Genomic DNA, 17,983 nt, shown 5'->3' on the forward strand with positions numbered 1-17,983 from the left:
GGAGAGGCGTTGTTGGGTCATGGTTGAAGCTCCTAAGGAAGAAGGTGGACGAAACTTGCATCTCTCATGCCTTGGTCGGCGTTGAGGAGATGTGTTCATCGTAGGGAGCGCACCCCAACAGAATCCGGACAGCCAGATGAGATTGTTGTCAGCTTGATGGCTGTGAGCCACGGTGAGGAAACATCAAGGTGAAGCAGGTTCGCCCGTCGCCCGACGTCGCCGTGACGCTACCGCCGTGGGCCTCAGCGATGGCACGTGTGATGGCCAGGCCCAGCCCGGAGCCATCGGAGTCCGGATGGGCCCTGGAAGCATCGGCTCGGTAGAAGCGGTCGAACAGCCGGGGCAGGATCTTGGCATCGATGTCGGTTCCAGTGTTCTCCACGGCCACTGTCGTGGTTTGTGCCGTGCTGGTGATACGGATGGTGATGTCGCCGGCCTCGGGCGTGTAACGCAGGGCATTGGACAGCAGGTTGCTCACCGCACGGCGGAACATCAGGCGATCGCCTTCGACCTCGCCGTCTCCTTTCAACTGGAGCCGGATGCGTTTTTCCTCGGCCACGGCCTCGTAGAACTCCAGCAGCGCCAGCGCGTCCTGGCGGGCGGAAAACCGCTCCTTGTGCGGCAGATCCACGCCGCGCTCGGTCTTGGCTAGGAACAGCATGTCGGACACCATGCGTGCCAAACGCTGAAATTCCTCGGCATTGGAGGCCAGGATGTCGCGGTACGTCGCGGCATCGCGCTTGGTCGTCAGCGCCACCTGCGTCTGCGTCAGCAGGTTGCTGATGGGGGTGCGCAGCTCGTGCGCGAGGTCCGACGCGAAATCGGTAAGGCGCTGGAAGTCCTCCTGCAGGCGGTCCAGCATGCGGTTCAGCTCTTGCGCCAGATCGGCCATTTCCACCGGCACGGCCTCAACTGGCATGCGCTCGGACAATTTCTGACCTGTGACCACGGCTGCGCGTGACTTCATTTCACGCAGAGGCGCCAGTCCTTGACGCGCCGCGAGCCACGACAGTAGCCCACACACGATGATGGCCGCGATCACGTAGAACGCCAGACTGCTGCGCAGCTCAGTGAGGAATTGGGTGTGGTGTTTTGTATCCGCTGCGATCAACACCTGCAACGCTGATGCGGAGTAAGCCGGGGCAGTTCCAAAGCTCAATGTGTGGAACTCGGTATCGTGGTGACGCAAAACCCCGAAAACACTCGTCTCCTCGGTACTCAGGGCATCGCCGCTTTGCACATTGAGGTTGGATGTTGACGATTGAAAAATGCGCTCTCCCTGGGGGTTCTGCACCAGGACATAGAGATCATGGTGATAGTTCAAAGCTTCGCTCAAGCGCAAGCTTGCGTCGTCCACTGAGTTGGCATTGCCAAGAATTTCCTCGATCAAATGCCGCTTTTCCTGCAGAGCCATCCGGTCCAGTTCGACGAAATGCTGCTCAATTTCCACCAGAAAAAGACCTCCCAACCCAAGCACCACAGCAGTTGCCACCACGGTGAAGAACAGGGTGAGGCGACGGGTCAGCGAAAGCTTGCCCAAACGCAGTTTCGACTCCACCTATTCTTCCTCTGGCACGTCCAGCACATAGCCCATGCCGCGCACGGTCTGGATGAGCTTGAGGGGTTGGCCTTCATCGATCTTCATGCGCAGGCGGCGCATCGCCACTTCGATGACGTTGGTGTCGCTGTCAAAGTTCATGTCCCACACCTGCGAGGCGATCAGGGACCGTGGCAGCACTTCACCGTGTCGGCGCATCAGTAGCTCCAGCAGGCCGAATTCCTTGGCCGTCAGATCGATACGCTTGCCGTTGCGGGATACCCTGCGGCGCAGCAAATCCAGTTCCAGGTCGGCCACTCGCAGCGTGGTGCTCTCGTTGCCTGCATGGCCGCGCCGCAGGATGATGCGTACCCGGGCCAGTAACTCGGCAAACGAGAACGGCTTGACAAGGTAGTCGTCGGCCCCGAGTTCCAGTCCTTTGACACGATCTTCCACTTGATCGCGGGCAGTCAGGAACAGGACGGGCATTCCGATCCCCCGGTCACGCAGGGCTTGCAGCACTTGCCAGCCATTCAGGCCAGGCAGCATGACATCCAGGATCAGCAGGTCATATTCGCCCTGCAGGGCCATATGCAGGCCATCCGCGCCGTTGGGCACGAGGTCGGAAATGTATCCAGCTTCTGTCAAACCCTGACGCAGGTACTCACCCGTTTTGGGCTCGTCTTCGACGATCAATATTTTCACGTGTGCGCTTCCGTTCAATGCTTTGGCGAGAGTTTGCCAAGTTTGAGGCGTTCTGACAGGTAGATAACAACAATGTAATTTTCAGAACATCTGAATGAAAGGGTGGTCTCTCCAGAATCTCCACATCATGAGATCAAAGATTCTTTTAGAGGAGACCATGCTCACTTCCAGTTACCTGCCGCCCTTCAGGGCTCTGTTGCCTTCGACACTGGTGTTGTTTGCGGGGGCAGCTTTCGCACAAGCTCCAGCAGATACCGAGGCTCCCAAGCCTGCACCGCTGGCAACGTTGCAATACGCGTCCCCTATCGGGGCTTATCAGGGCTATGCGGATCAACCGGTGCAATCCTGGCGCGAAGCCAATGATCGTGTGGGCCAGATTGGCGGCTGGCGCGCCTATGCTAAGGAAATCAAGTCGGGCGAGCCCGCGTCCGCCAAGGATGCTGCTCCTGCTAGCGATCCCCACACGGGCCATCACGGGGGAGGAAAACCATGATGCCTTTGCGTGCCACTCATGCCAAATTGGCTCTGTCCGCACTCGGATTGGCAGTGCTGACGGGATGTGCCAGCGTCAGCCTGGATCAGAACATCAATCGCGTCAACGACGAAGCTGGCAGTTTTACCGGGGGCAAGCTCGCGTTGGCTCGTACCCTGGATGAACGCGACCAGCGTGCGCAGGCCGCTCAAGCCTTGCTGGCGCAGCCTTTGGAGCAGAAAGATGCTGTCCAGTTGGCCTTGGTGAACAGCCCATCCCTGCAGACCCTTCTGGCGCAGGGTTGGGCAGAGTCGGCGGATGCCGCGCAGGCCGGGCGGATTGCCAACCCCATTTTCAGTTTTGAGCGCATGGTCGCAGGCGATGAGCTGGAGTTTGGGCGCGCTTTGTCCTTCGGCTTGCTGGATCTTTTGACGCTTCCCGCACGGCACGGCGGCGCTACCCGGCGCATTGAGCAAGCGCAATTGCGTCTGACCAGTGATGTGGTGGATCAGATCACCCGTGTGCGCCAGTCCTGGGTGCGGGCCGTGGCCGCGCAACAAACGCTCAAATATGCCAAGCAGGTCTATGACAGCGCGGAAGCAGGAGCGGAACTGGCCAAGCGCATGCAGGCGGCGGGCAACTTCAACCGGATTACCCGTGCACGGGAGCAAGCTTTCTACGCCGATGCCGCCACCCGGCTGAGCGCAGCGCAGCACCAGGCAACGGCCAGCCGCGAAGAACTGGTGCGACTGCTGGGGCTAGATGAGGCGCAGGAACAAACGCTTAAGCTGCCGGAGCGATTGCCGGAGCTACCTAAACAGCCAATGGAGCCGCAGACGGTCGCCTTGCAAGCAACCCAGGCGCGTCTGGATATCCGCTTGGCCCAATCCGCGCTCAATGAGGCCGTCAAGGCCCAGGGTCTGAACATGGTGACCAGCTTCACCGATATCGAACTCACCGGGCGTCGCAACACGACCTTTGACAACGCTGAGGGCACTCGTTCTACTGCGCGCGGCTGGGAAATCGACGTGCGTCTACCCCTCTTCGATTGGGGTGGGATGCAGCGCGATGCGATGAATGCACGCAGCCTGGCTGCGGCCAACCAGCTCGAAGCCACCGTGCGCTCTGCCGGCTCCAACCTGCGCGAGAGCTATTCGGCCTATCGAACCGCCTACGACGTGGCGCGTCACCACCGCGATGAAGTCGTGCCGCTGCGCAAGGTGATCTCGGAGGAAAACCAGCTTCGCTACAACGGCATGTTGATCAGCGTCTTTGAGCTATTGGCCGACGCGCGCGAGCAGATCAGCGCCGTCACGGCCGCCATTGATGCGCAACAGCAGTTCTGGCTGGCCGATGCCGCCATACAGGCATCCGTGATCGGGCGCCCCACCAACACCACGTTGTCAGTCACGTCCAGCGCGCCCAGTGCGGGCGATGCGGGCCACTAAAGCAAAGATTCATGTCATGACATCCAGAAGAGATTTTTTCAAATATGCGGGCATCGCAGGCGGAGCGGTCGCGGCCAGCTCGGTGAGCCGCGTGGCCATGGCGGCATTGCCCGAGCCGGTGATCCAGACCAGCCCGAACACCATGGCGCCGCTGGTGCCCAACTCGGGGCGGCCCTACAACCCGGTGGTCACACTTAACGGCTGGACACTGCCGTGGCGGATGAATCAGGGCGTCAAGGAGTTTCACCTGGTCGCCGAGCCTGTGGTGCGCGAGATGGCGCCTGGCTTCAAGGCCCATTTGTGGGGCTACAACGGCCAGAGTCCCGGGCCCACCATCGAAGTGGTGGAAGGCGATCGCGTTCGCATTTTTGTGACCAACAAGCTGCCCGAGCACACCAGCATCCACTGGCATGGACAGCGTTTGCCCAATGGCATGGACGGTGTGGCGGGATTGAACCAGCCCGCAATCCAGTCGGGCAAGACCTTCGTCTACGAGTTCGTGGCGCGCCGCCCGGGCACCTTCATGTACCACCCGCATGCCGATGAAATGACCCAGATGGCCATGGGCATGATGGGCTTCTGGATCACGCACCCCAAGGCCAAGCATCCGCTGATCGACGAAGTGCACCGTGATTTCTGCTTCCTGCTCAGTGCTTATGACATTGAGCCAGGGGCCGCGACGCCCAAGGTTGCAGAGATGACGAACTTCAATCTGTGGACATGGAACAGCCGCATCTTTCCTGGCATCGACTCCTTGAACGTCCGGCTCAACGACAAGGTGCGTATTCGCATCGGCAACCTCACCATGACCAACCACCCGATGCACTTGCACGGTCACGAGTTTTTGGTCACCGGCACGGATGGTGGTCCTACACCCAAGAGCACCCGTCTCTATGAAGTGACCACCGACGTGGCCGTGGGCCAGATGCGCCAGATCGAGTTCCTCGCGGACGAAGAAGGTGACTGGGCATTCCACTGCCACAAGAGCCACCACACCATGAACGCAATGGGTCACGACATTCCCACCATGATTGGCGTAGACCACCGGGGCGTGGCCAAGAAGATCAACAACCTGATTCCCGACTACATGGTCATGGGCGAACGGGGCATGGCGGACATGACCGAGATGGAGATGCCCATTCCGGACAACACCGTCCCCATGATGACCGGGGAAGGCCCCTTCGGCTCGGTGGAGATGGGTGGCATGTTCAGTGTCCTGAAGGTGCGCCGCGACCAGAAGCCAGGCGACTATAAGAACCCGGGTTGGTACAAAAACCCGGAGGGCACGGTGGCGTATGAGTACACCGGTCCGATGGCGGAGCCCGCGCGATTCAGCGCAGAGGGCGGCCAGTCCATGCCGCGCGTTCGCAAGCCTGCAACGCCGACCGAAGTCAAGGTGCGCAAGCCTACATCGCATGGCGCGCATTGATTTTTTCCTTCAATTTTCAACGAGAGCCCATCCATGAAATTCACGCGATCCACTATTTCTCAACTCTTCGCTATGGCTGCGCTGGCCACATCGGGGGTAGCCTTCGCCAGCGGCACCCATGCAGGTGGCCACGGTGACGGGGGTGAGACAGCCATTGGCAAACCCGGCGTTGCCGCCAAGGCCGGTCGCATCATCACCATCGAAATGAGCGACAACATGCGTTACACGCCGTCGAACATTCAGGTCAAACAGGGCGAAACCGTGCGCTTCGTTGTCAAGAACGTCGGCCAGGTCAAGCACGAACTCAGCCTAGGCACCGAGAAGGAACTGCTGGAGCACCTGGAGCAGATGAAGAAGTTCCCGGACATGGAGCACGACGAACCCGGCAAGGTCACGCTCGCACCGGGCAAGCAGGGTGAAATCGTCTGGCAGTTCACCAAGGCGGGAGCCGTGAACTTTGCCTGCCTGATGCCTGGCCACTATGAGGCCGGCATGAAGGGCGCCATCAAGGTGGGCCGCAAGTGATGGCCTGAAGCGCCCACCACAGCCGGCCCAGCCATGGCAGGGCCAGCCCATAGATCCATCCATTTACCCAGAGGTCACCATGAACACCATCCAACGTCTGCTCACCATCTCCGCCCTCGCCATGGGCGCCGCCCTGCCGCTGGCGGGCCATGCACAGGTCAGTCCCAATTCAGGCCAGACTTCGGCTCCCGCACCCGCATCCATGACCGATGGCGAGGTCAAGAAGGTCGATCTGGACAACGGCAAGATCACCCTCAAGCACGGGGACATCAAGAACCTGGACATGCCCGGAATGACCATGGTCTTTACCGTCCGCGACAAGGGCCAACTCACCAACCTCAAGCCCGGCGACAAGGTGCAATTCATGGTCGTCCAGGAAGGCGGGAAGATGATCATCACGGACATCCAGCCCGTGCGCTGAGCAAATTCACAACCGCGCCATCTCGTCGGACGCGGCAGCCCTAGCCAACCCCTGCACCGCAAGGAGGATGCATCATGGTTCACATTCGCCATACCCTGATCGGCCTCTGTGTCGCCGCCGCCTCCGTGGGCGTGCTGGCGCAAGGCTCCGACGAGCACAAGGACCACCAACGATGCAATTCACGCCGGTGATGGTCAACAGCCTTCTGAGTTGCTCGTTCTGGACCACGGATTCGCACAACAGCCGATCGATCGCCGCAAGGTCCTCGCCGCCGAGCCGATCGATTTCGCGCAGGCGCTGCTCCACCGCAAGACGCTCATCCATTGGAAGCGGCTGTTGATTCAGCCAGACGCGCCCTTTGCGCCCGAACAGATCGCTTGCCGGACATGACGGGATCAAGGGCGCCGCAAGGACTGCATGGATCTCGTTGTTCAAGCGTGTGCGGTGACGATCAATCTGTGAACGGTGTGCCACCTGGCGGCGCAGCGCGAGGGTCTGCTTGTCGGGCATCCAGACCTGCGGCAGAAAGCCACTGGCGTACAGTTGTGCAGGGCGTGTCCGAATTTCTGTGTGTGAGGCTCATTGAACCTTCACCGATATCGTGAAGCTAGTTGAATATCTTACGTGCTCGATTTCGTGAACCGGTCTTCGTAGAGGATCGCGAATTGGTTCATCGCTGATTTCCAGTTGTTGGCCGCCCGTCCCCAGTCCTCGGTGATGTTGCGCAGTGCCAGCCAGATCAGCTTGGTGGCCGCGTCGTCGCTGGGGAAGTGTCTGCGCGTCTTGAGATCAAAGCGCAGCCTCGCATTCACGCTCTCAATCGCGTTGGTGTGTAAATCACCCTGCGCACCTCGGGCGGGAAGGCGAAGAACGGGATGACCTTGTCCCGGGCCCTGCGCCAGGCGCCAACGACGGTCGGGAATTTCTGGCCCCATGGCCCCTGGGCAAACGCATCCAGTTCGGCCTCGGCCGCCTCTGCGCTCACGGCCGTGTAGATCGGCTTAATGGCTGCGGCCAGCAGCTTACGATCCTTCCCGCTGGCGAAGTCCAAGCTGGTGCGTATCAGATGCACGATGCAGGTCTGCAGCGTCGTGGCCGGGAACACCGCTTGCAGCGCCTCGGGCATGCCCTTGAGGCCATCGGTCACGGAGATCAGGATGTCATGGACTCCGCGCGTCTTCAGATCGTTGAACACGCAACATCGCAGAACTTGGCGCCCTCGGTGTTCTCGATCCAGATCCCCAGGATGTCACGGCTGCCGTCGGGCAGCACGGCCAGCGCCAGATACACGGCCTTGGAGCGCACCACAGCGTCTTCACGTATCTTGACCCGCAGCGCGTCGAAGAACACGACGGGGTACATGGGCTCGAGCTGGCGCGTCTGCCAGGCCGAGACCTCGCTCATCACCGCGTCGGTGACGCTGCTGATGAGATCGGGCGAGACATCGACCGAGTACATCTCGGCCAGGAAGCCCTGGATCTCGCGCACCGTCATGCCGCGTGCGTACATGGCGGAGATCCAAGTCGTTAAAGCCGGTGAAGCGGCGCTCATGCTTGCCAATGAGCTGGGGCTCGAATGTGCCCTCGCGGTCGCGGGGAACGTCGATGCGCAAGGCGCCGACGTTGGTCAGCACGGTCTTGGCGCTCTTGCCGTTGCGGTGATTGACGGCAGCCCCTTCTGGCTTGGCCTGGCCGGGCGCGTAGCCCAGGTGATGGCTCATCTCGGCGCCCAGCGCTCGTTCAAGAACCGACTTCTTGAACTGCTGGAAGATGCCTTCGAGTTCGGCCGGCGTTACCGGCCCGGGAATGAGTTGCTCCAGCAGCTCGGCTGAGAATTGCGGCTGCGCCGCCTTGTCCGCTGCTGCAGTCGTCTTCGTCTTGCGTGGCATTCATGCTCCTTGTTGACATGCTATGCCTCACACACAAAATTTCTGACAGGCTTTCTGACAGGCTCGCTCGCGCCGATCCACTGGCGACTTCTGTCTACCCGTGTGGTAGATCCTCCGTCCTCCGCGTTTGTCCCCCGCACAGGTCCACCTACTTGCGCTCCAGCTCGCGCCGCTCCCTGATAAAAATGTCATCGGGCTGTCTAGATTCTGTTGGGGTGCGCTCCCTACGATGAACACATCTCCTCAACGCCCAAGCAAGGCATGAGAGATGCAAGTTTTATTCACCATCGCTAGGAGCTTCAACCATGATCCAACAACGCCTCTCCCTTTCTTCCATGATTGCCGCGGCGGCCGCAGTGGTTACCCTGGGCCTTCCAGGGATGGCTTCGGCCGCATACGAACATCCTGCCAACAATGAAAAGGGCGTAATCGTTCACCCGGAACACTTCAAGAGCGAGAAAACCCGTGCCCAAGTCAAAGCAGAAGCCGAGGCTGCCATGCGGCAAGGCCTCCTTTCTTACGGCGAAAGCAACTACCCTATCCGCACACCTGATGCAGCAGGTCCAGGCAAGACGCGTGAGCAAGTAATCAACGAATTGCGGAGCGAGTCCCCTGAAGAACGCGACGCGCGTCTGCGTCTCTATTCCCCCGGTTGATTGTCCTCGGTGGGGCTGCAGAAAATTCCTTGGAATCCATTCTGTGGGATTGTTGGCGTCGGCCTGACTAACCTCGGGCCAGCCCAGGCCGCCGTCCAATTTCCCATGACACCCCACCGCCGCGAACCGTCCCGACGAGTCGCTGACCCAGCCGCGGCTCGATCACCGACTTACACGGAACGAGCGAGAATCCCATGCCGTCATCCTGCATCTAGCAGCGTGCACTCGCCAGCATCACGGAACGCCGGTAGATGTCCGCAGCGCGCTGCGCGTCGGCCACGGGTCGATGTTTCTGGCCGGTTTCGGATCCGATCCTGAGGTTTCCCCTCAAACTTCAAGCGCGGCATTGGGATTGCTCCAGCGGCTAATGATCTGCAACAGTGGCTCGGTGGGCGGATCAAGGACAGTAACGATTAACCAGCCCAGTTGATGCACCGACAGCTATGGGCGGCTGCGGCGGTTGGTCAGTTGCCAATGGCGTTGTTGCTGACCGTCGTAGGCCCATTGCCCGACCAGATACAGCACCCACTGCGCCAGCGTGGCGATCAGCACCAGCACGGCCAGGCGCTCGGGCGTGCGCGTACCGCTGCGCTCCAGGCCCAGACCCCAACGCGCATTCTTGGTGTCGCGAAACGATGGCTCGATTTGCATGCGCTGCGCGTACCGCGCCGCAATCGCTGCAGCGCTGAGCTGGCGCAGCGAGCATGAGGCGGCCAGCAGCCACGGCTCGGTTTGCGAGCGGGCATTCTTGCGTGAGTGTTTGCTGCGCGCGCGGGTGCCGCGCACCGTGTGCTTGTGCCGGCCTTTGGGCTCGTGCTTGAGCAGTACCAGCCGGCACACATGGGGGCGCGAGCGCACGCATTCATAAGCGCCCAGGTCGCTCGGCCTGGTGGTGGCTTGCGCCCACACGCTGCGGCAGCTGGCCCAGCGCGCCTGCGGGTGGTCCGCTGGACGCAGCAGATCACGCCCACGGATACGCCCCAGCTGCGTATTCCATGCGATGGCGGACACGATTCCACGCTGAAGGCGGACAGCATTCCAAACTGATGGCGGACACCTGTAGGGTGTTCTGAGTGACCCGAACGCGGCATACGCTGCCCGGTTTTTTGACCGGAACTAGCGATGCCCACACCCAGGGTCACCATGAGCAAACTACGACACACACTGCAACTGCTGCACGGCGGGGCCTTGAGCACCCGTCAAATCGGTGCCGCCCTCGGCATCTCCAAATCCACTGTCAGCGAGATAGCCAGCTACGCGCGCGTGGCCGGCGTGGACTGGGCACTGGCCCAGAGCCTGAACGACGAAGAACTGCAGGCCCGGCTGTACAAGCCAGCGGTGGCGCGCGAGTCCCGGCACCTCGAACCCGACCACGCCCACATCCACCGCGAACTGTGCCGACCTGGCGTGACGCTGCAACTGCTGTGGGAGGAATACCAGCAACAGCACAGCGGTCAGGCGTACAAGTACAGCGCCTTCTGCGAGAAGTACAAGGCTTGGGCCCGGCGCCTGCAGCGCTCCATGCGCCAGACCCACACGGGCGGTGACAAGCTCTTTGTGGACTACGCCGGCCAGACCGTTCCCGTGGTGGATGCCGACACTGGCGAGATACGCCCGGCCCAGGTCTTCGTGGCCGTGCTGGGCGCATCCAACTACACCTACGCCTGCGCCACCGCCAGCCAGAAGGCCACCGACTGGGCGGCCAGCATCATCGCCACGCTGGAGTTCATCGGCGGCGTGCCCCGCCTGCTGGTGCCTGACCAGCCGCGCGCCCTCATGGCCCGCCCCGACCGCTACGAGCCCACCGCGCACCGCCTGCTCGAAGAACTCTCGGCCCACTACAGCCTGGCCGAGCTCAACCGGGCGATTGCCGCCTTGCTGGTGGACTTGAACCAGCGCGCGTTCAAGAAGCTGCCGGGCAACCGCACCAGCGCCTTCGCCGAACTCGACCGGCCAGCCCTGCGTCCCCTGCCGCCGGTGCGCATGCCCATTGCGCGCTTCAAACCCGCCCGCGTCAACATCGATTACCACGTCGAGCTCGATGGCCACTACTACTCGGTGCCCCACGCGCTGGTGGGCGAGCCGGTGGAGTTGCGCATCACGGCCGGCACGGTCGAAGTCCTGCATGGCGGCAAACGGGTGGCCGCCCACGCCCTCAATCCCCGCCGGGGTTCACACACCACCACGCCCGAGCACATGCCGGCCTCGCACTGGGCGCACCTGCAGTGGACGCCGGCCAAGCTCATCGCCTGGGGCGAGCGCGTGGGCGCGGCCACCGCCTCCGTGGTGCGCTGGCAGATGGAGCACCGCCAGCATCCCGAGCAGGGTTACCGCTCCTGTCTGGGCCTCATGCGCCTGGGCCGTGAGTACGGGGCTGACCGGCTGGAGGCCGCCTGTGCGCGGGCGCAGTCGATTCGCTCACCGTCCTACAAGAGCATCGCCTCCATCCTGGGCTGCGGCCTGGACCAGCGGCCGCTGGATGCGCCGATGGCCGCACAGGCGAGTCTGCCGCTGCACGAGAACGTGCGCGGGCCGGGCTACTACCACTGACACCGCGATGCAGACAAACAAAGCACCAACGACCATGCTCAACGAACAGACCTTGAACCAACTGCGCGCCCTGCGCCTGGACGGCATGGTGGCCGCCCTCAGCGACGCGGCCACCCACATCACGGCCAGCGAACTGCCCTTTGAACAACGCCTGGCGCTGCTGGTGCAGCGCGAGGTGGACTGGCGTGACAGCAAGCGCCTGGAGCGCCTGTTGAAGGCGGCCCGCCTGAAGGTCTCCAGTGCCTGCCTGGAGGACATCGACTGGCGCGCCAGCCGGGGCCTGGGCCGGGAGGTCATCAGCAGCCTGGCCGGCGGCGACTGGCTGCGCCATGGCCACAACGTGCTGCTGACCGGCGCCACCGGGTGCGGCAAGACGTGGCTTGCCTGCGCACTGGGGCAGCAGGCTGCGCGCCTGGGCTTCTCGGTGCTCTACACCCGCGCGCCACGGCTGCTGCAGGAGCTGCATGTGGCCCACGGCGATGGCAGCCTGGGCAAACGGCTGGCGCAACTGGCGCGGCTGGACCTGCTCATCCTGGACGACTTCGGCATCGCGCCGATTGCCGCGTACGAGCGAAACGACCTGCTGGAGTTGCTGGACGACCGGGTGGGTACTCGCTCGACGCTCATCACCAGCCAGTTGCCGGTGACGGCCTGGCACGCCTGGCTGGACGAGCCCACGCTGGCCGACGCCATCCTGGACCGCATCGTGCACGGCTCACACAAGATAGCCCTCAAGGGCGAGTCGATGAGAAAGCTCACCAAGGCCGTCTGAGCCGGCCGCGCCGACCGCCATTCCACGCTGATGGCGGACACTTCGGCTACGATTTGAGCGTCACTCAGGACACCCGCGCAACGTGTCCGCCATCGCATGGAACGCTGTCCNGAGCGTCACTCAGGACACCCGCGCAACGTGTCCGCCATCGCATGGAACGCTGTCCGCGATGGAAATGGAATCACTGTCCGCCATCAGTGGAATGCGCACCCCAGCCAATGCCAGCCGAGTTTTTCCACGGCGGCAAACCAGGGCGCACGAAAGCCTGCATCGGTGACGATGATAGGGCACGCCCGCTCGCCAACGATGGCCTTGAGCTGGCGCAGAAAGCGCGTATGCGTGCGGGGCGTGGCCGCCTGCTTGGCGCCGTACACCTGCTCGAGCAAGCTCAGGCTGCGCCCATGCAAGGCCAAGCTGGCGCGGATCAGCTGCACACTGCGATCGGCCTTGAGATCGCTCCAATCGACCAAGATCACTGGCTGCTTGCAGTCCGCAAGTATTTGCCTGGCCATGCCAGCGTAGATGTCTGCACATTGGCGCTGCAATGCCGCGTTGCCCAGCAGGCGATCCATGCATTAGGGCAATGCTGAACAAGTAACGTCATATCCATCGCACAGCCATTTGAATGTCAAATGGCCCGCAAAGATACTGTGCTTTGCCCCACAGGGCCTGTTTCGGGAGCCTTTGAGCCCCCTTCGAACCCTTACGGGCGCACCTGTCCCAGCAAGCGCCAAGGCCGTGAACGCACGCGTGGCGTTCTTTTGCAGCCCGCGATAGCGCACCTTGCCAAAGCCCCACAGCCGTTTGACCACCCCGAATACATGCTCTACGCGAGCGCGGATGCGGGACTTGTTGCGGTTCTTGGACCGCTGCGTTTCATCGACCACCCCGCACCTGCGTGTGCGCTGGGTGGTGAAGTCTTTGGCTTGGGGCGCCTTGCCCCAGATCAGAGCCTTCTGGCTGGCGTAGGCCGAGTCGCCGTACACGCGCTGTTCGTTGCCATGCAGCAGATCGGGCAGCGGGTGTTTGTCGTGCACGTTGGCCGCCGTCACCACAGCGCTGTGCGCCAGCCCGCTTTGACTGTCCACGCCAATGTGCAGCTTCATGCCGAAATACCACTGCTGGCCTTTGCGGGTCTGATGCATGTCGGGGTCACGCGCCTTGTCTGCGTTCTTGGTAGAACTGGGCGCTGCGATGATGGTGGCATCCACGATGGTTCCGGTGTTGACCTTGAAGCCCCGCTCCTGCAATTGCTGGCCTACCTTGGCGAACAAGGCTTCGCCCAGTTTGTGCTCATGGAGCAGTTTGCGGAACTTCAGCAGCGTGGTGGCATCGGGCACGCGTTCGCGACCCAGGTCAATGCCCACAAAGCGGCGCAGACTGGCGCTGTCATACAGGGCCTCCTCGCACGCCAGATCGGCCAGGTTGAACCAGTGTTGCAGGAAATGGATGCGCAGCATCCGCTCCAGGCCAATGGGCGGGCGGCCATTGCCTGCCTTGGGGTAGTGCGGCTCTATCACCTGACACAGAGCGGCCCATGGCACTATTGTCTGCATGGTCCGCAAGAAATCTTCGCGTCGGGTGGGTTTGCGCGAATGCTCGAATCCGTTGTCTTGATCTGCGGCCATTGCCAGGGTCTGCTGCTTCATCTGCGGATAACGTTTGACCCCCATCAACGGTGGACCTTAATCAGCGTTGCCCTAAAGTGGCTGGAGGTTGAAACCCTTCAGTCTTGAAAAGAACATCCCCTTTAGCGTTTTTGACAATGACAGACAAGCCGTGGTGATTGTTCAATGACTCGCGTAAGCGCGATGGGATGTCATCGATGGAGTTGGTATTGACTACTATGTTCTCGATCAGGTGCTGTTTGTCTTGCAGCGTGATTCGATCCAGTTCCAGGAAGTGGCGTTCGGTCGGAACCAGGAACAACATTCCAAGCCCCAGCACCATGGCTGCAGCCACCATCGTGAAAAAGATGGCCAAACGATGGATAAGCGAAAAGAACCGGAACATTTAAACGCTCTCCGGCGCTTCCAGCACATAGCCCATGCCTCGCACGGTCTGGATCAACTTGACGTCCTGGCCTTCGTCGATCTTCAGACGCAAGCTGCGCATCGCCACTTCGATCACGTTGGTGTCGCTGTCGAAGTTCATGTCCCACACCTGGGAGGCAATCAGCGAGCGAGGCAACACTTCTCCATGCCTGCGCATCAGCAACTCTAGCAAACCAAATTCCTTGGCTGTCAGGTCAATGCGGCGGCCACCCCGCCAGACCCGTCGGCGCAGCAGATCAAGCTCCAGGTCAGCCACGCGCAGTGTGTTGGTTTCGGTGCCTCCTCGGCCCCGGCGCAGAATTGTGCGTACACGGGCCAGCAACTCGGCGAATGAAAAGGGCTTGACCAGATAGTCGTCAGCGCCCAGTTCCAACCCTTTGACCCGATCTTCCACCTGATCCCGGGCCGTCAGGAACAGCACGGGCATCTGCAAGCCGCGATTGCGCAGGGACTGCAGCACCTGCCAGCCATCCAGTCCGGGCAGCATGACATCCAGGATCACGAGGTCGTACTCACCTTGGAGTGCCAGGTGCAGCCCATCGCTACCGTTTTGAGCCAGGTCGGCCACAAATCCGGCCTCGCTCAATCCCTGGCGAAGGTATTCACCGGTTTTAGGCTCATCTTCGACGATCAATATCTTCATGGTCACTCTCCGCTATCTGGCGTAGACGTGAGATTGACGAGTTTCTGCGTTCCCGACATGCAGATAACAAATATGTAATCTGGCGCACAGCTTTCTGACAGGGTCGCTCTTCAGAATCTCTTCCATGAGATCGGTCATTCGTCGTGATGTGCCCAGCAAGGTCACGTTGGTCCCTGGCAAGCAAGGTGAGATCGTCTGGCAATTCGCCAAGGCGGGCACTGTCAACTTCGCGTGCCTGATGCTTGGTCATTACGAGGCCGGCATGAAGTGGGCCGTCAAAATGGCCAAGAAGTAATCCACTTTTTTACTCTCATTCCTGAGGAAATCATGAACACCATCAAAAACATTCTTGCTATCTCCGCCCTTGCCATGGGCACATTAACGCCCATGGGCAGCTTCGCCCAGACCATGATGGATCACGGCAAGATGGATATGTCCCAAGCATCGGCATCCATGACCGACGGCGAAATCAAGAAGGTCGATCAGTCCACTGGCAAGGTCACCATCAAGCACGGTGAAATCAAGCACATGGACATGCCCGGTATGACCATGGTATTCACCGCGAAGGACAAGAGCCTGTTGTCCAACGTGAAGCCTGGCGACAAGGTCAAGTTCATGGTCGTCAACGAGGGCGGGAAGATGGTTGTCACAGACATTCAGCCCGCTCAGTGAGAACACGCTGCTTTAGCGTGCTGTGTCGTCGCGGATGGATTTATTGATTGCTGACTGCGACGGTTTTTCACCGTAAGAAGGAGAACACTATGTCAAAAATTCGCCATACCCTGGTTGGTATTTGTATCGCTTCGGCCTCGCTGAGCGTGATGGCGCAAACCGCCGATGAGCACAAGGCCCATCACCCTGCAGGAAGCCCATCGCCTGCGCCCTCGCAAATGAAGGCGGCCGCGAAGCCAACGGGTGCGGGGCAAATGGGTGGAATGGCCAAGATGGACGAGCAGATGAAGGCCATGCAAGCGATGCACGAAAAGATGATGGCGGCCAAAACGCCAGAAGAACGTCAGGCGTTCATGGACGAGCACATGAAGCTGATGCAGGACGGTATGGGAATGATGCAGCAGATGGGCGCAGGCATGCAGGGCGTGGGTGGCATGCAAGGTGGTAAGGGCACGCCCACCAACATGGCCGAGCGCCATCAGATGATGGAAAAGCGCATGCAAATGATGGAGTCCATGATGCAGATGATGCTGGACCGCCTGCCTGCCTCGTCGACCAAGTAACGCATCCACCGAATTGGGAGTCACCATGAACCATCAACACGACGGGCACGAGTCGCCCCCCAGCTTCTGGAGTTCTCGCTATGCCATCGGCCTTGTGGTGATTGGTGGTGTAGCGGCGTATTTCCTGTTGACCGAACACCTCGCGCATGTCGTCGGGGCGCTGCCTTTTCTCCTGCTCCTCGCCTGCCCGCTGATGCATGTTTTCATGCACGGCAGCCACGGTGGGCATGGTCACCATGGCCAGAGCAAGCCTGATGTGTCGAAGACTGCCGAATCGCGCAAAGAAGGAGATCCCCAGTGAACCACACCGAATCTGCTTATGGTCTGTGGTCGTTGGTCATCATCAATTCAGCGATCTTCATCATGTTTGCGTTCAGCTTTTTCAAGCCTGCAACGGCCCGTGACTGGAGGACGTTTGGCGCATTCGCAGCCTTCATAGTTGCCTTGTTCGTAGAGATGTATGGCTTCCCGCTGACGATTTATCTGATATCGGGCTGGCTTCAAACCAAGTTCCCTAATCTGGATCTGCTCTCCCACACCTCGGGTCACTTGTGGTCCACCCTGTTGGGCGAAAAGGGCGACCCGCATTTCGGCGTACTGCACATCGCCAGCTACGTTTTTCTGGGCTTTGGTTTCTACCTGTTGTCCACAGCGTGGAATGTGCTCTACCACGCTCAGCGTGGCCAATCGCTTGCAACAACAGGCCCCTACGCGCGCATTCGCCATCCGCAGTACGTGGCTTTTGTGATGATTCTGCTGGGCTTCCTGTTGCAGTGGCCCACCTTGCTGACCTTGGCCATGTTCCCTGTCTTGCTCCTGATGTACGGACGTCTGGCAATCACCGAAGAGAACGAAATGCACAAACAGTTCGGTGCAACTTACGACACATACGCCCAGCGCACACCCCGGTTTATCCCTCGCATGGGCAAGGCCCAGTCGACGACTGACTCGGTGTCAAAAAGATGATCTGGAATATTTCCCCGGCGGTATACGTTTCAATTTTTAGGAGTTTGATATATGAAAACGATTGATCTGCAAGTCGAGGGCATGAGCTGCGGCTCATGCGTCAAGCACGTCACGCACGCATTGCAACCGCTGCCGGGTGTCAGTGGGGTGGAGGTCGATCTCCAGTCTGGGCATGTCCGGGTGAGCGGGGAACTGGCGCAGGGCAGCGCCCCATTGTTGATGGCATTGACGGATGCGGGTTACCCCGCAAAGCTGGCCACAGACGCGCCCATTCCCGCTGCGACCTCGCAGCCTAAAGCCTCGGGCTGCCACAGCGGCGGTGCGGGGGGCTGTGGTTGCCGATGACGGCCACGGTATTTGATTCAGGGTCGACCGGCTGGGCGCGTCCGCGCCCGCACCTTTTGCTGGCAACTTTGAAGGAGCAACGCCATGGATCAGCCTGACAACGACTCCCATGCGCCATCGTTCTGGCGCCGCCCAGCCGGCATGGCGCTGGCAACGGCTGCCGTGATCGCTGGTTTTTATCTGCTGCGAGAGCACTGGGGCCATGTTCTGGGTTATTGGCCCTACCTGCTGCTGCTCGCCTGTCCGCTAATGCACCTGATGCACGGCCACGGCGGCCATGGTGGGCACAGCAACCATGCGCAGACGCCCCGGCGCACCAACAACGACAAGGAATAAG

The 17,983-nt window shown here is 60.9% G+C and carries 22 protein-coding genes and 3 pseudogenes; 16 read left to right on the plus strand and 9 right to left on the minus strand.

Annotated elements, in window-relative coordinates; translation table 11 throughout:
- Window positions 1-148 precede the first annotated feature (148 nt).
- Both J8G26_RS16395 and J8G26_RS16400 read right to left on the minus strand, forming a co-directional pair.
- Window positions 149-1,558, minus strand: a complete 1,410-nt coding sequence (locus J8G26_RS16395; RefSeq protein WP_210570221.1) for a heavy metal sensor histidine kinase — start codon at window positions 1,556-1,558, stop codon at window positions 149-151.
- Window positions 1,559-2,242: a heavy metal response regulator transcription factor gene (locus J8G26_RS16400; RefSeq protein ID WP_111868794.1), complete on the minus strand. Its 684-nt coding sequence runs from the start codon at window positions 2,240-2,242 to the stop codon at window positions 1,559-1,561. It lies immediately after the preceding gene.
- 127 nt (window positions 2,243-2,369) lie between these two features.
- On the opposite strand from J8G26_RS16400, the gene J8G26_RS16405 reads away from it, so the two are divergent.
- The 6 genes from J8G26_RS16405 (at window position 2,370) to J8G26_RS16430 (ending at window position 6,927) form a co-directional block, all read left to right on the plus strand.
- Window positions 2,370-2,735, plus strand: coding sequence for a hypothetical protein (locus J8G26_RS16405; protein ID WP_246881439.1), 366 nt, complete (start codon window positions 2,370-2,372; stop codon window positions 2,733-2,735).
- Window positions 2,732-4,162 (plus strand): TolC family protein, encoded by a 1,431-nt coding sequence (locus J8G26_RS16410; RefSeq protein ID WP_210570223.1) that lies wholly within the window; start codon window positions 2,732-2,734, stop codon window positions 4,160-4,162. Before J8G26_RS16405 ends, J8G26_RS16410 begins: the two co-directional genes overlap by 4 nt.
- A gap of 16 nt (window positions 4,163-4,178) precedes the next feature.
- A complete protein-coding gene (locus J8G26_RS16415) occupies window positions 4,179-5,591 on the plus strand; it encodes a copper oxidase (RefSeq protein ID WP_210570226.1) in 1,413 nt (470 codons plus the stop codon).
- Between the two features lie 33 nt (window positions 5,592-5,624).
- Window positions 5,625-6,116, plus strand: a complete 492-nt coding sequence (locus J8G26_RS16420) for a cupredoxin family protein (protein WP_207375578.1) — start codon at window positions 5,625-5,627, stop codon at window positions 6,114-6,116.
- Between the two features lie 79 nt (window positions 6,117-6,195).
- On the plus strand, window positions 6,196-6,537 hold the full coding sequence (locus J8G26_RS16425; RefSeq protein WP_207375577.1) for a copper-binding protein: 342 nt from the start codon (window positions 6,196-6,198) through the stop codon (window positions 6,535-6,537).
- 210 nt (window positions 6,538-6,747) lie between these two features.
- Window positions 6,748-6,927 carry a hypothetical protein gene (locus J8G26_RS16430; RefSeq protein WP_207375576.1) on the plus strand — a complete coding sequence of 60 codons (180 nt, stop codon included), beginning with the start codon at window positions 6,748-6,750 and terminating at the stop codon, window positions 6,925-6,927.
- Window positions 6,928-7,157: 230 nt separating this feature from the next.
- Here J8G26_RS16430 and J8G26_RS16435 read toward each other — a convergent pair.
- Window positions 7,158-8,425 (minus strand): annotated as a pseudogene (locus tag J8G26_RS16435) (IS256 family transposase).
- 305 nt (window positions 8,426-8,730) lie between these two features.
- Between J8G26_RS16435 and J8G26_RS16440 the strand changes: the two are divergent.
- Window positions 8,731-9,081, plus strand: coding sequence for a DUF4148 domain-containing protein (locus J8G26_RS16440; RefSeq protein ID WP_207375624.1), 351 nt, complete (start codon window positions 8,731-8,733; stop codon window positions 9,079-9,081).
- Between the two features lie 67 nt (window positions 9,082-9,148).
- Here J8G26_RS16440 and J8G26_RS16445 read toward each other — a convergent pair.
- Together J8G26_RS16445 and J8G26_RS16450 are read right to left on the minus strand one after the other, a co-directional pair.
- Window positions 9,149-9,394, minus strand: a pseudogene (locus J8G26_RS16445) (DUF3363 domain-containing protein); the annotation flags it as partial.
- A 128-nt stretch (window positions 9,395-9,522) separates the two neighbouring features.
- Window positions 9,523-10,092 carry a transposase gene (locus J8G26_RS16450; RefSeq protein ID WP_210570231.1) on the minus strand — a complete coding sequence of 190 codons (570 nt, stop codon included), beginning with the start codon at window positions 10,090-10,092 and terminating at the stop codon, window positions 9,523-9,525.
- 111 nt (window positions 10,093-10,203) lie between these two features.
- Between J8G26_RS16450 and istA the strand changes: the two genes are divergently transcribed.
- Window positions 10,204-11,631: an IS21 family transposase gene (gene istA, locus J8G26_RS16455; RefSeq protein ID WP_207375626.1), complete on the plus strand. Its 1,428-nt coding sequence runs from the start codon at window positions 10,204-10,206 to the stop codon at window positions 11,629-11,631.
- A gap of 34 nt (window positions 11,632-11,665) precedes the next feature.
- A complete protein-coding gene (gene istB, locus J8G26_RS16460; RefSeq protein ID WP_207375629.1) occupies window positions 11,666-12,403 on the plus strand; it encodes an IS21-like element helper ATPase IstB in 738 nt (245 codons plus the stop codon).
- A 194-nt stretch (window positions 12,404-12,597) separates the two neighbouring features.
- Here the strand turns inward: istB and J8G26_RS16465 are convergent, their stop codons facing one another.
- The 4 genes and pseudogenes from J8G26_RS16465 to J8G26_RS16480 form a co-directional block, all read right to left on the minus strand.
- Window positions 12,598-12,975: a transposase gene (locus J8G26_RS16465; protein WP_210570238.1), complete on the minus strand. Its 378-nt coding sequence runs from the start codon at window positions 12,973-12,975 to the stop codon at window positions 12,598-12,600.
- Window positions 12,976-13,128: 153 nt separating this feature from the next.
- Window positions 13,129-14,052, minus strand: a pseudogene (locus J8G26_RS16470) (IS5 family transposase); the annotation flags it as partial.
- 40 nt (window positions 14,053-14,092) lie between these two features.
- Window positions 14,093-14,416, minus strand: a complete 324-nt coding sequence (locus J8G26_RS16475) for a hypothetical protein (RefSeq protein WP_246881440.1) — start codon at window positions 14,414-14,416, stop codon at window positions 14,093-14,095.
- Window positions 14,417-15,100 carry a heavy metal response regulator transcription factor gene (locus J8G26_RS16480; RefSeq protein WP_207375457.1) on the minus strand — a complete coding sequence of 228 codons (684 nt, stop codon included), beginning with the start codon at window positions 15,098-15,100 and terminating at the stop codon, window positions 14,417-14,419.
- A gap of 124 nt (window positions 15,101-15,224) precedes the next feature.
- Here J8G26_RS16480 and J8G26_RS16485 point away from each other — a divergent pair, with 124 nt between their 5' ends.
- From J8G26_RS16485 to J8G26_RS16515, 7 genes are all read left to right on the plus strand, one after another.
- Window positions 15,225-15,395, plus strand: coding sequence for a hypothetical protein (locus J8G26_RS16485; protein WP_207576215.1), 171 nt, complete (start codon window positions 15,225-15,227; stop codon window positions 15,393-15,395).
- Between the two features lie 32 nt (window positions 15,396-15,427).
- Window positions 15,428-15,772, plus strand: a complete 345-nt coding sequence (locus tag J8G26_RS16490; protein ID WP_210570239.1) for a copper-binding protein — start codon at window positions 15,428-15,430, stop codon at window positions 15,770-15,772.
- 89 nt (window positions 15,773-15,861) lie between these two features.
- Window positions 15,862-16,335, plus strand: a complete 474-nt coding sequence (locus tag J8G26_RS16495) for a hypothetical protein (RefSeq protein WP_086911973.1) — start codon at window positions 15,862-15,864, stop codon at window positions 16,333-16,335.
- Between the two features lie 25 nt (window positions 16,336-16,360).
- A complete protein-coding gene (locus J8G26_RS16500; RefSeq protein WP_210570240.1) occupies window positions 16,361-16,636 on the plus strand; it encodes a DUF2933 domain-containing protein in 276 nt (91 codons plus the stop codon).
- Window positions 16,633-17,301 carry an isoprenylcysteine carboxylmethyltransferase family protein gene (locus J8G26_RS16505; protein WP_119558837.1) on the plus strand — a complete coding sequence of 223 codons (669 nt, stop codon included), beginning with the start codon at window positions 16,633-16,635 and terminating at the stop codon, window positions 17,299-17,301. Before J8G26_RS16500 ends, J8G26_RS16505 begins: the two co-directional genes overlap by 4 nt.
- A 51-nt stretch (window positions 17,302-17,352) precedes the next feature.
- Window positions 17,353-17,646 carry a heavy-metal-associated domain-containing protein gene (locus tag J8G26_RS16510; protein ID WP_011804760.1) on the plus strand — a complete coding sequence of 98 codons (294 nt, stop codon included), beginning with the start codon at window positions 17,353-17,355 and terminating at the stop codon, window positions 17,644-17,646.
- A gap of 84 nt (window positions 17,647-17,730) precedes the next feature.
- Window positions 17,731-17,982 carry a DUF2933 domain-containing protein gene (locus J8G26_RS16515; RefSeq protein ID WP_210570241.1) on the plus strand — a complete coding sequence of 84 codons (252 nt, stop codon included), beginning with the start codon at window positions 17,731-17,733 and terminating at the stop codon, window positions 17,980-17,982.
- Window position 17,983: the final 1 nt, after the last annotated feature.

The sequence above is a fragment of the Acidovorax sp. JG5 genome (assembly GCF_017939685.1).
Lineage (GTDB): Bacteria > Pseudomonadota > Gammaproteobacteria > Burkholderiales > Burkholderiaceae_C > Acidovorax.

What these genes read in the sequence shown, in the direction of transcription:
- J8G26_RS16475 (WP_246881440.1), bottom strand. Translation starts at nt 14,416, where the DNA reads ATGTTCCGGTTCTTTTCGCTTATCCATCGTTTGGCCATCTTTTTCACG.
- J8G26_RS16480 (WP_207375457.1), bottom strand. Translation starts at nt 15,100, where the DNA reads ATGAAGATATTGATCGTCGAAGATGAGCCTAAAACCGGTGAATACCTT.
- J8G26_RS16490 (WP_210570239.1), top strand. Translation starts at nt 15,428, where the DNA reads ATGAACACCATCAAAAACATTCTTGCTATCTCCGCCCTTGCCATGGGC.
- J8G26_RS16440 (WP_207375624.1), top strand. Translation starts at nt 8,731, where the DNA reads ATGATCCAACAACGCCTCTCCCTTTCTTCCATGATTGCCGCGGCGGCC.
- J8G26_RS16405 (WP_246881439.1), top strand. Translation starts at nt 2,370, where the DNA reads ATGAGATCAAAGATTCTTTTAGAGGAGACCATGCTCACTTCCAGTTAC.
- J8G26_RS16420 (WP_207375578.1), top strand. Translation starts at nt 5,625, where the DNA reads ATGAAATTCACGCGATCCACTATTTCTCAACTCTTCGCTATGGCTGCG.
- J8G26_RS16500 (WP_210570240.1), top strand. Translation starts at nt 16,361, where the DNA reads ATGAACCATCAACACGACGGGCACGAGTCGCCCCCCAGCTTCTGGAGT.
- J8G26_RS16415 (WP_210570226.1), top strand. Translation starts at nt 4,179, where the DNA reads ATGACATCCAGAAGAGATTTTTTCAAATATGCGGGCATCGCAGGCGGA.
- J8G26_RS16485 (WP_207576215.1), top strand. Translation starts at nt 15,225, where the DNA reads ATGAGATCGGTCATTCGTCGTGATGTGCCCAGCAAGGTCACGTTGGTC.
- J8G26_RS16495 (WP_086911973.1), top strand. Translation starts at nt 15,862, where the DNA reads ATGTCAAAAATTCGCCATACCCTGGTTGGTATTTGTATCGCTTCGGCC.
- J8G26_RS16425 (WP_207375577.1), top strand. Translation starts at nt 6,196, where the DNA reads ATGAACACCATCCAACGTCTGCTCACCATCTCCGCCCTCGCCATGGGC.
- J8G26_RS16515 (WP_210570241.1), top strand. Translation starts at nt 17,731, where the DNA reads ATGGATCAGCCTGACAACGACTCCCATGCGCCATCGTTCTGGCGCCGC.
- J8G26_RS16410 (WP_210570223.1), top strand. Translation starts at nt 2,732, where the DNA reads ATGATGCCTTTGCGTGCCACTCATGCCAAATTGGCTCTGTCCGCACTC.
- J8G26_RS16465 (WP_210570238.1), bottom strand. Translation starts at nt 12,975, where the DNA reads ATGGATCGCCTGCTGGGCAACGCGGCATTGCAGCGCCAATGTGCAGAC.
- istA (WP_207375626.1), top strand. Translation starts at nt 10,204, where the DNA reads ATGCCCACACCCAGGGTCACCATGAGCAAACTACGACACACACTGCAA.
- istB (WP_207375629.1), top strand. Translation starts at nt 11,666, where the DNA reads ATGCTCAACGAACAGACCTTGAACCAACTGCGCGCCCTGCGCCTGGAC.
- J8G26_RS16510 (WP_011804760.1), top strand. Translation starts at nt 17,353, where the DNA reads ATGAAAACGATTGATCTGCAAGTCGAGGGCATGAGCTGCGGCTCATGC.